General features: G+C 56.6%; 8 protein-coding genes. 6 read left to right on the top strand and 2 right to left on the bottom strand.

The window, feature by feature from the left end; genetic code table 11:
- The 5 genes from HMPREF3044_RS12850 to HMPREF3044_RS03160 all read left to right on the top strand — a co-directional run.
- Positions 1-213, top strand: a 213-nt coding sequence (locus tag HMPREF3044_RS12850) for a transposase (protein WP_210400516.1), incomplete at its 5' end; no start/stop codon positions are given.
- A gap of 59 nt (positions 214-272) precedes the next feature.
- On the top strand, positions 273-455 hold the full coding sequence (locus HMPREF3044_RS03170) for a hypothetical protein (RefSeq protein ID WP_070739276.1): 183 nt from the start codon (positions 273-275) through the stop codon (positions 453-455).
- Between the two features lie 195 nt (positions 456-650).
- Positions 651-1,829 carry a radical SAM/SPASM domain-containing protein gene (locus tag HMPREF3044_RS12525; RefSeq protein WP_005394227.1) on the top strand — a complete coding sequence of 393 codons (1,179 nt, stop codon included), beginning with the start codon at positions 651-653 and terminating at the stop codon, positions 1,827-1,829.
- 330 nt (positions 1,830-2,159) lie between these two features.
- A complete protein-coding gene (locus tag HMPREF3044_RS03165) occupies positions 2,160-4,010 on the top strand; it encodes an ATP-binding cassette domain-containing protein (protein WP_070739273.1) in 1,851 nt (616 codons plus the stop codon).
- The gene (locus HMPREF3044_RS03160; protein WP_246820864.1) at positions 4,003-6,153 is read left to right on the top strand and encodes an ATP-binding cassette domain-containing protein; all 2,151 of its coding nucleotides are present in this window, start codon (positions 4,003-4,005) and stop codon (positions 6,151-6,153) included. The genes HMPREF3044_RS03165 and HMPREF3044_RS03160 overlap by 8 nt, the downstream gene beginning before the upstream one ends.
- A gap of 399 nt (positions 6,154-6,552) precedes the next feature.
- Here HMPREF3044_RS03160 and HMPREF3044_RS03155 read toward each other — a convergent pair whose 3' ends face one another.
- Together HMPREF3044_RS03155 and HMPREF3044_RS03150 are read right to left on the bottom strand one after the other, a co-directional pair.
- Positions 6,553-7,992 (bottom strand): GuaB1 family IMP dehydrogenase-related protein, encoded by a 1,440-nt coding sequence (locus HMPREF3044_RS03155; RefSeq protein WP_040428812.1) that lies wholly within the window; start codon positions 7,990-7,992, stop codon positions 6,553-6,555.
- A complete protein-coding gene (locus HMPREF3044_RS03150; RefSeq protein ID WP_005394212.1) occupies positions 7,989-8,174 on the bottom strand; it encodes a hypothetical protein in 186 nt (61 codons plus the stop codon). The genes HMPREF3044_RS03155 and HMPREF3044_RS03150 overlap by 4 nt, the downstream gene beginning before the upstream one ends.
- A gap of 134 nt (positions 8,175-8,308) precedes the next feature.
- Here HMPREF3044_RS03150 and HMPREF3044_RS03145 point away from each other — a divergent pair, with 134 nt between their 5' ends.
- Positions 8,309-10,546: a polyribonucleotide nucleotidyltransferase gene (locus HMPREF3044_RS03145; RefSeq protein WP_005389688.1), complete on the top strand. Its 2,238-nt coding sequence runs from the start codon at positions 8,309-8,311 to the stop codon at positions 10,544-10,546.
- The last annotated feature ends 130 nt before the right edge of the window (positions 10,547-10,676 follow it).

The raw sequence follows: 10,676 nt of genomic DNA, 5'->3' as shown, positions 1-10,676 counted from the left end.
CAGGGTGTCCACACAAACGGGGTCAGCTCCGTCGTCGGTATTTTCCCCAACCGCGACGCTGTTACCCGGCTAGTCGGCGCCGTACTGTCGGAGCAACACGACGAGTGGATCCAACAAAAACGGTACATGTCACTAGCTGCTCTAGCAGAAACACGAAGAACAATAAACCAAACTTCTATCGATGCCGAGCCGGAAAAGAAAGAAATAGCCTAACCATTGACCCCCACACGCAACCACAACCCATCGAGGACACACTTGACCGCATCGCCTCCATGCTGAACGCCCTGCCGATGATCATCGACCAAATCGCCCTGCAACCCAACGATACCCACCCAATCCTCGCCCTAAACAACGCGCTGCAACCATTCATGCCCGAAATCGAAGACCCCCTCGGTCACCTGATGAACATCAGCGCACAATGCTACCAGGAGGTCATAACCTACCTCCACGACTAGCAAAAACCAGTATCAACTACCCCCACACCCCCAAACAGTTAATACACCACACAAATCGACTTGACCCTTGGGAAATCTAGAGGAGAACTGGTTTACGATTATTTGTGTGATTTTTATCTCTCTTGCAAGATTTTTGAGTTCAGTGGAGCTCTTTGTCGTATCTTCTTTTATAAGCAATCGCGAAAGGAGTGTCTCGTGCCACGGTTTTTCTCGCCGGAAAGCGAACCCCTTTTTAATGCGGTTAGATCCCACGCCACTTCTGTAGCATGCGGTAAGGCTGCGAACGCGTTCGAGTTGACTATTAATCTCGTACAGACCTGTAACTTAGCTTGTAGCTACTGTTTTGCTGGTGGGGGTTCATATTCGTCATTCCGTAGAGCAATCTCCAAAGAAATGCTGCGTGAAACTATGGGGTGGGGAGCATCCTGTTTCCCCCAAACTACTAGTATCAAACTTTTTGGTGGTGAACCGCTGCTTCGTCCCGACTTAGTGATCTATGCAATCCAGCTTGCCGAAGAATCATTTTCGAAAGTGCCTTCGATTGGAGCTGTTACAAACCTCACAGTACTGAGTGATAAGTTAATACCGTATTTAAAAAAGAGGCAACTAAGGTTGACCGTCTCCGTGGATGGCTCAGAGTCAATCCACGATGCGCAGCGGTTCGACAAAACAGGGAAGGGTTCCTTTTCCCGAGTAAGTTCAAACTTAAGATCATTGCAATTTGAAGGAATTGATTTTTCGACTGAGTGTACTTACACACCAGAGCACCTTCGTAGGGGGTTAACCCCTTTTGAAGTGTTTAGATACATCGATGCGGAATTTAGCCCTTATTCGATAATGATGATCCCGATGACAGGTGCACGAGATTGGCCACTGTCTCCGAATGAGTTTCAGGAATTAGCGTTTCATTTTGTAGTTTCGCTTATAGAAAATTGTGACACTCGTGCTGCTAAACGCCTTATTCTAGACCACCTTCATATCATATTTCAACGGGAAAATCGGCTTACCCATTGCGAACTTATGCGGAGCACGATTTCCGTGTCGGCAGATGGGCAGATCTGGCCGTGCTATCGCGCAATTGGAAGCCATGAGTTTCATTTAGGAAGCGTGTTGGACGGGGAGCCATTTCAAACGGCTACGGCACAGGCTCAACATAGTGTTGAGAGCGTTATTCGAAATGATAGACCTGAATGCCTCGCATGTCCGGTTCGGAGCATTTGTCGTAGTTGCGTCGGGGAGCTCCTTGAAGGTGAGGAGAGTATGAACCCATATATGTGTGCCTGGAGAGTCGGGGTGATTGAGGGGATCTTAAGTGGGGTTGTAGGAAAAAGAGGATCTATTTATTTTCGGTCAGTGGGGCTAGCCCCCAAATGACTGGTGGCGTTATCGGATTAAATCTTGAGGAGGGAGGCGAAAATGGAAGAGCTTCAGTTGTCTGAATGGATTGATGAAATTGATGAGGTGCTAGCTGCTGATTTGTATCGTGACATCGAACATTGCGGCGGTGGAGGCACTCTCTGTGGTGGCTTCTAGCTCCCAATCAGCTATTACTTTCCCTCTGGCTATACCGTAGCCAGAGGGAAAGGGGAATTTAACTTACCTTCTAGGGAGAATTATTCCTTCTTACGAACGAGGCTTGTCAGCATTAGAGGTGAGCTTGTTACAGGGCATCTATGAGAAACTAATACTAGAAATACAAAATCCATGAAAAAACTTTATTCCTATACCTCTTATATCGGATCGATTTTTGAGGGTGCAAAGCTCGCAGTTTCAGTAGCATTTTTGGCAGCAATTACGTCGGCAGTGGCAAATATTGCAATTCTTTTTGCCACAAAGGCGCTAATTGATGCTGTTGTTGGCTCAGGAAAGGATGCAGGCCACGTAGCTTTGATACTGGCGGTGTTGGCTCTTGCCATGTTTGCGGCGAAAACGATGCCAAGAATTCAAAACGTTGCAGTGGAAAGAGCAAATACTGGGTTCCTAAAACACCAGTTTGATGATCTTCACGTGGCGCTTTACGGCTCTCCTACGCTTGAGGTAGTAGAAGATCCACAAATGCGTTCGACCTTGGAGACAGTGTCGAACCAGCTTGTGAAGATGAGCGGAAGTGTCGGCGTCGGGCCCTTGTTCCAGATTTTCAATGCTCGGTTAAGCGCACTGTGCGTGACAGGTGTCGTTCTTGCATGGAATCCGCTTATTGCGCTGGCTCTCATCGGGTTGATGTGGTGGGCAGCAGCAACGTGGGAAAGCTATGGAGAGAAAGCTTTTGCTTCGTTGTACGACTCTGGTTCGCAAGCCCTCTCTCACGCTACCTGGTACAACAGCTTGCTTACTGACTGGCGAAATGCGGGAGAAGCACGTGTGTGGGGAATACGATCCCTAGCACTGTCACGGTTTTCCCAACTGTGGCATGAGGCAGTGCGGCCGATGTGGGCAGAGCAGGACAAACAGCTTCGTGCGGTGTATCTATCCAGCGGTGTCGCCTCCACTTTCGTTGCGGGGTGCTGGCTGTGGAGTATCCACGGTGCGCTCACCGGGGCGCTGACAGTGGGGTCTTGCATCATGATTATCCAAGCGGTGGATCAAATGGGACTTTGGGGTCCGGTCGGAGGCGATGCTGAAATACGCGTTGCCCAGCATAAGAAACAGTGGGAAGAACTACGGCGTATGAGGCACCAGGCGGAAGCTGGAGCGAACGGGAAGGGAAGCGATCGCCGGAGGGACAAGAGCCTGAATGGGGATGGCGGGGACGCAGAGGTGCGATCGCACCAGGTGGCCCCCGAGGCAACGGTGGGGGAGGCAGGTGCCATACACGTGCGGGAGCTGACGTTCGGTTACCCGAGAGGTACTGACGTACTCAAAAACGTAAGCTTTGATGTCCAGCCGGGGGAAGTCGTCGGGGTCGTCGGCAAGAATGGCTGCGGGAAATCGACACTGGTGAAACTTCTTTGTGGTCTTTACAAACCGGAGGCCGGCACGATTGAAGTTGGAGGAAACTCGCCAGGGGAATGTGTGGCGGAAGGAAAACTCGCGGTTGTTCACCAGCAAGGCGCGCGTCTCCCATTAACTGTGGTGGAAAATGTCACTATTGGCGCAGGGGCACACGGCTCTGCCGCGGATGCTGCTCGTGACGCATTGGAGCTGGCTGGATCTCCGGAACTGATGCACCGTACCGGCGTTTTAGATATCAGCCAAAGCGAAGGTTCGTCGCTATCTGGAGGACAGTGGCAGCGCATCGGGCTTGCGCGCGCTTTTGTTCGAACCGCGAGCCAAGCTGAGGTCCTCATTCTTGATGAGCCTACGGCAAAACTTGACATCAAGACGGAGGCCGATATGTATGCCTCAGTGATGGGAAACCGTGGCAAAATCACCACGATTTTAGTGACACACAGGCTTGCAACCGTCCGCGGTTGTGATCGAATTATTGTCCTCGATGGGGGAGGAATAGCCGAGGTAGGTACGCATGATCAGCTCATGCACGATGGTGGACTATATGCCGAGGCATTTAACACGCAAGCAACTTTGCTGGGACTAGGGGAGAGCCGTCATGAGTAAACCACGATCCGGTAAGAACCGAAAAACAGCACATTCCAGTGACAGACCTCAAGTGGAAAACGCCACAGTGTACGCCGAAGACGACGACGTAAAGGAAAACGTGGTGGAGGACTCTACGGTTGGCGAGGAAGATAAAACGCGCACCGGAATATGGGGGCAAATAGCCGGCACGGCCGGCTGCTTGCGCTACCTCGTCGCCTCTGGGTGGAGCGTTGCCCGGCGGGAAATGGTTTTGTCCGTGTCTGGCCTCATCTCCGCGCTAATCACCACGCTGTATCCGTTTGCCATAGCTGGTCTCGTGGGAGGTCTTGCACGCCACGATGAAACCCTCATCATTTTTTCTCTAGCAGGACTTGCCGTCTATTCAATCGTGCCGTCCTTTTTATCCGCGATGGGCGTTCATTATCGGCTCCGCGTCGCAGACAAGATCGGGCATCACTTTGATCGCGAGATAGCGGACTATCTCTCCCGGCCCCGGACGCTTTCGGTTTTTTACGATAGTAAAGTCGCGGATGCGCTCGGGCTCCTGATCGCGAGGAAAGGCACACTTGGACAGTCCTTCAACATCCTTGGAAACGTCGCCCCACTTTTTATCTCCCAGGTTGTTCTGCTCGTCCTTGCAGTGCTGACAGACTGGCGCCTCATTTTCGTCGCTATTGCCGGGCTTGGTGAGACACTCTTCCAAACAAAGGTGATGGCTTGGCAGGCAGAAGCAGACGACGCATCGGCGCCGTATGTCCGCCAGATTCAACAACTCGTGAGTGCGGGGCTCGACCCGCAGATGAGCGCAGACCTTCGAACCCTCAATTCGCAATCTGATCTGCATGAAATTCTACGTAAGCGAGTTCATAACTGGCGGGCTCCGATCCACGTGCGCGACAATAAACAGGCGGCGGTATCCATCGGGTCGAGCGTGGTTTATTACGCAGTGGCTGCTGCTGTCCTCATTAGTATGGGAGTGGACACCGTCCACGGCCACGTGTCAATCGAGCAGCTTACAGCCGCGTGCGCACTCGTACCCAAGCTCACAAATTCTCTCGCGATGGTATTGGCTTCCGTGACCGCTCTTGGGAGCAGCGTGCACGCCGTTGACCGTTATTTGTGGTTGGCTTCGCACATCGAGACAATGCAGGCAAACGAGGCAAATAACAACGATGAGTCAGCGAATAACAACGATGAGTCTGCGAATAAGAACGAAGAGCCTGTGACGCTCCCTGACGGCGTTGCCAGCCAGCAAGACACAGTAGTGGACGGCTACAGTGCGGGTGATGGAGCGCCGATTGCGGTTTGCCCGCACCAGTCGCTTTTCAAGGAACTTCGCTATGGCATCGATGTTGACCACCTCACCATCACATATCCGGGGCATGATTCACCTGCTGTGTCAGACCTCAGTTTTCGCATCCCCGCCGGTCATGTGTTGGCTGTCGTAGGGGAAAACGGTGCAGGTAAATCGACATTGTCGCTGTGCCTTCTCGGTCTTCTCGATTACGACGGCCATATTGTTGTGGACGGTAAAGAACTGTCGGGCATCGGCAATTGGCATTCTCGCGTCTCGGCCGTTTTCCAGGATTTCCTTCGGCCTCGGATGATTGCGGCTGAGGCGCTGACGCTTGGCTGCGTGGACGGGCACGATGGTGTATTCGGTTCTGCAGAGGTCGCTGCACAAGCCCTCTCCCGCGCTGACGTGGAGGATGTTCTGGAGGCGTTACCTGACGGTCTATCCACGCCACTTGGTTTGGAAGACGGCGGCAAACAGCTTTCTGGTGGACAGTGGCAAAAAATTGCTTTGGCTCGAGGATGCACGCGGCCGCATCCTCTCTTGCTGGTTCTGGATGAACCCACCTCGGCGCTTGACCCGGAATCAGAGAAGAGGTTGTTCTCCGCCTACGAACGCATCGCAAAGGACAACGCACGTTACGGCGGGATTACCGTCATCGTCAGTCACCGTTTGCCCAGTACCCTGCTGGCGGATGAAGTGCTCGTACTCGACCATGGGAAGCTCGTGGAATTCGGCTCGCCGGAAGCCCTGTTACGTGCTGATGGATACTACGCGGAGCTAAGAAGGCTCCAAGCAGCCGGATATCGTGATGGTGATGGGGAAGCAGAATCAGCTGGAGAACCTGAGAAAATCGGTGACCAATAGCTAGGCCGGGTGGCCGGAAACCGGCTGCGTGACCAGTGACCCCTAGACCGGTGGTCAGCCCGCACGTTCCACACCAGCGCGCTTGTGTGGTTGCTAAACCTGCGACTGGAGAACGTGCGTCTGGTGAGACCTGGGGGAATGAGCGCCGTAGCTTGGACCCAACCTCATGGAAGTGGACACCTGGGGTTGGGTCCGAGCCTTCTCTGTCGGCCTTGGCACCTTTGTGCATTGCCACCCAGGCAGCGCAGGATGCCGTGGGCGAAAATGGAGGGTCGAGGTGGGTGACACAAACCCCGCAAAACGTGACCGGTTCTCTGAGGGGGTAGGCCGAGTTGCTTCTAACCGAGACACCTCCCCTGTGGTGGGGAACCGAGAAATAGTACAGCGAGCAATAAGTGGTTAGCGCCCGTTGGCCCGGGGCATCCCCTCAAGGAAGCCGGAGGCGGACTGCACGCCGACGACGGCACGCTCATGGAAGGACGCGAGGGAATCGGCGCCCGCGTACGTCATAGCGGAACGGAGGCCGGAAACCATGTTGTCAATGAGGTCCTCCACGCCGCCCTTCTTCTTATCCACAGTGATCTTCGCCGTGGAGATGCCTTCCTCAAACATGGCGCGCCGGGCGCGGTCGAAGGCCGCGGCAGCGGAGTTTCGATTCTCCACCGCGCGGCGGGAAGCCATACCGAAACTTTCCTTGTACCAGTTCCCATCGCCGTCGACAAGCAAATCCCCAGGGGACTCAAACGTTCCAGCAAACAGTGACCCAATCATGACGTTTGAGGCGCCGGCGGCAAGTGCGAGCGCAACGTCGCGGGGGTTGCGGATCCCGCCGTCTGCCCACACGTGGCCGCCGAGCTCCCGGGCCTGGGCAGCACAGTCGAGGACGGCGGAGAATTGCGGCCTACCCACGCCGGTCTGCATGCGGGTGGTACACATCGCGCCGGGACCGACACCGACTTTCACGATGTTCGCACCGGCAGAGATGAGGTCGGCGACACCCTCCGGCGTCACCACGTTGCCGGCTACGAGCGGAATATCAGGGAGTGCTGCGCGGACCTTTTCTACCGCGCTGATGGCGGAATCCTGGTGGCCGTGGGCGGTATCCACCACCACGAGGTTCGCGCCGTGCTCCACAAGTGCGGTGGCGCGATCAGCGGGATCGCCGTTGATCCCCACGGCGACACCGACGCGGAAAGTGCCTTCCTCGTCCAAGGCAGGGGAGTAGAGCGTCGCGCGAAGGGCTGACTTCCGGGTGAGCACACCGACGAGCGCGCCCTCACCGTCGATGACGGGCGCGACTTTGCGGGAAGCCTCGGCGAGGAGCGTGAATGCCTCCTTCGGCTCCACCGAGTCGGGGATCGTCATGAGCTCCGTTGACATGATGGCCTGCACCTGGGTGAAGTTGTCCCGGTTGGCAAGATCCTTATCCGTCACCAGGCCAATCGGTCGCCCCTCTTCATCGACGACGATTGCGGCACCGTGGGCGCGCTTGTGGATGAGATTCTTGGTGTAGCCAACCGTGTGGTGTGGCTTGACGGTGATCGGAGTATCGAAAACCGGGTGTGATGCCTTTACTATGCGGATCGTCTCTGCGGCGATGTCCGTTGGCACGTCCTGAGGAAGGATTGCGATGCCGCCACGCCGGGCGACGGTTTCTGCCATGCGACGACCAGAAACCGCCGTCATGTTGGACACCACGAGCGGGATGGTCGTGCCGGAGCCGTCAGTTGTCGTGATGTCGACGTTGCCACGCGAGCCGACGCTCGAGCGCGAGGGCACCATGAAAACATCGTGGTAGGTCAGTTCGTAGGGCGGGGTGGAATCGTTGAGGAACCTCATGCCTGCCACACTAGTTGGTTGCGTACATGGCGGTCGGTTCGGTTCCCGTAGATGGGACGTTGGATGCCTGTGGCCTGCGGGGTCTCGCCGGACAGGAGACTCTGGTGCGGGAAAATGCGGGTGGTTGCGTCTGTGGGCGCGATAACAGTTTCGTAGGGATAGAGGAGGGGCTGTGCGGGCACGGCTATCTGCCCCTTTCAACGCGCTAGCAAAATGCCTGCTAGAATGGTTCGAGGTCTAGATACCAGAAAAGATTTATGAGGGCAGCACCGACGATTGCCCGAGAGGATTTTTGATACGAGGAGTGAACTCGTACATGAACGATGTACAGACTTTTGTCGACGAAGAGGTCGGCACCTTTGAAGCCACAGCCACCATCGATAACGGTGACTTTGGCACCCGCACCATCCGGTTTGAGACCGGTCAGCTAGCCCGCCAGGCAGACGGTTCCGTTACCGCCTACCTGGACGAGGACACGATGATGCTCGCCACCACGACGGCGAGCAACAACCCCCGCGAGGGCTTCGACTTCTTCCCGCTGACCGTGGATGTGGAAGAGCGCATGTACGCCAAGGGCAAGATCCCTGGTTCCTTCTTCCGTCGAGAAGGTCGCCCCTCCACGGACGCAATCCTCGCCTGCCGCCTCATCGACCGTCCGCTGCGCCCCACTTTCCAGAAGGGCCTGCGCAACGAGGTCCAGTGCGTCATCACCGTGATGAGCGTTGACCCCAACGAGTTCTACGATGTCGTCGCCATCAACGCGGCCTCCGCAGCAACGCAGCTGTCCGGCCTGCCCGTTTCCGGTGCTGTCGGCGGTGTCCGCATGGCACTGATCGCTGATGAGGACCACAAGGACGGCCAGTGGGTCGCCTTCCCCAACGTTGAGCAGCACGAGGCTGCCCTCTTCGAGATGGTTGTCGCCGGCCGTCGTGTAAAGAAGGGCAAGAAGAACGACGTTGCCATCATGATGGTGGAAGCTGGTGCTACCGAAGGTGTCATCGAGCGCGTTGCGGACGGTGCGCCCGCACCGACGGAGTCCGTCGTTGCCGAGGGCCTCGAGGCAGCCAAGCCGTTCATCGATACCCTCTGCCGCGCACAGGATCAGCTGTCCAAGCTCGCCGCCAAGGACAAGAAGGAATTCCCGATCTTCCCGGACTACACCGACGAGATCCTGGAAGCAGTTCGCACGAGCGCTTCCAAGAAGATCGGCGAGATCATGTCCATCCCCGGCAAGCAGGAGCGCGATACCGCTACCGCCGAGCACATGGATCAGGTCGTCGAAAAGCTGCTGCCGAAGTTTGAGGAAGAAGACGAGACCGCAGAGAAGAAGATCCGTGCCGCCTACAACGCGGTAACCAAGGAAATCGTGCGCCACCGCATCCTCACCGAGGGCTTCCGCATCGACGGTCGCGATGTCAAGCAGATCCGTGACCTCTCCGTCGAGGTCGAGCTCGTTCCGCGTGCACACGGCTCCGCCCTCTTCGAGCGTGGCGAGACACAGATCCTCGGCGTCACCACTTTGGACATGCTGAAGATGGAGCAGCAGATCGACTCCCTGTCGCCTGTGACCTCCAAGCGCTACATCCACCACTACAACTTCCCGCCGTACTCCACCGGTGAGACGGGTCGCGTGGGTTCCCCGAAGCGCCGCGAGATCGGCCACGGTGCGCTTGCTGAGCGCGCCCTGCTGCCGGTGATCCCCTCCAAGGAGGAGTTCCCGTACGCCATCCGCCAGGTCTCTGAGGCCCTCGGCTCTAATGGCTCTACCTCCATGGGCTCCGTCTGTGCCTCCACGCTGTCGCTGCTCAACGCTGGCGTTCCGCTGAAGGCACCCGTTGCCGGCATCGCCATGGGTCTTGTCTCCGACAAGATCGACGGCAAGATGCACTACACGGCACTGACCGACATCCTCGGCGCTGAGGATGCCTTCGGTGACATGGACTTCAAGGTTGCCGGTACGTCCGAGATCGTGACCGCCCTGCAGCTGGATACCAAGCTCGACGGTATTCCCTCCAACGTCCTCGCCGCTGCCCTCCAGCAGGCACACGAGGCCCGCCTGGAGATCCTCGACACGATGGCACAGGTCATCGAGGAGCCGGACGAAATGAGCGACTTCGCACCGCGCATCACCTCCATCAAGGTTCCGGTGTCCAAGATCGGCGAGGTTATTGGGCCGAAGGGCAAGAACATTAACGCCATCACCGAGGAGACCGGTGCTGATGTGTCCATCGAGGAGGACGGCACCGTGTACGTGTCCGCCACGACGGGCGCAGCAGCCGATGCAGCGATTGAGAAGATCAACGCTGTGGCTAACCCGCAGATGCCGAAGGTAGGCGAGCGCTTCCTCGGCACCGTGGTGAAGATCGCCAACTTCGGTGCCTTCGTCTCCATCCTTCCTGGCCGCGACGGACTCATCCACATCTCGAAGCTCGGTGGCAAGAAGCGCATCGAGAAGGTAGAGGATGTTATCAACGTCGGCGAGAAGGTCGAGGTCGAGATCGCGGATATCGACAACCGTGGCAAGATCTCCCTCATCCCGGTCGATGGCCACTAGTCCGTAGCCGGTAAAAACGGTGCCATTAAGACGGAGCCGGTAAACCGTAAACGGGTTCATCCCCAGGGGACGCGCCCGTGCGCCGTCCCCTAGAGGATTGCCTCTCCGGGTCCGTCCTGTTAGATATGGA

The organism is Corynebacterium sp. HMSC073D01, assembly GCF_001815555.1.
Taxonomy (GTDB): Bacteria; Actinomycetota; Actinomycetes; order Mycobacteriales; family Mycobacteriaceae; genus Corynebacterium; species Corynebacterium glucuronolyticum.
The sequence above is the reverse complement of the archived record's forward strand: the minus strand, read 5'-3'. Positions and strand labels throughout refer to the sequence as shown.

Excerpts from the sequence above, each read along its gene's own strand:
- HMPREF3044_RS03145 (WP_005389688.1), top strand. The coding sequence starts at position 8,309 with ATGAACGATGTACAGACTTTTGTCGACGAAGAGGTCGGCACCTTTGAA.
- HMPREF3044_RS03155 (WP_040428812.1), bottom strand. The coding sequence starts at position 7,992 with ATGAGGTTCCTCAACGATTCCACCCCGCCCTACGAACTGACCTACCAC.
- HMPREF3044_RS03170 (WP_070739276.1), top strand. The coding sequence starts at position 273 with ATGCTGAACGCCCTGCCGATGATCATCGACCAAATCGCCCTGCAACCC.
- HMPREF3044_RS03160 (WP_246820864.1), top strand. The coding sequence starts at position 4,003 with ATGAGTAAACCACGATCCGGTAAGAACCGAAAAACAGCACATTCCAGT.
- HMPREF3044_RS03165 (WP_070739273.1), top strand. The coding sequence starts at position 2,160 with ATGAAAAAACTTTATTCCTATACCTCTTATATCGGATCGATTTTTGAG.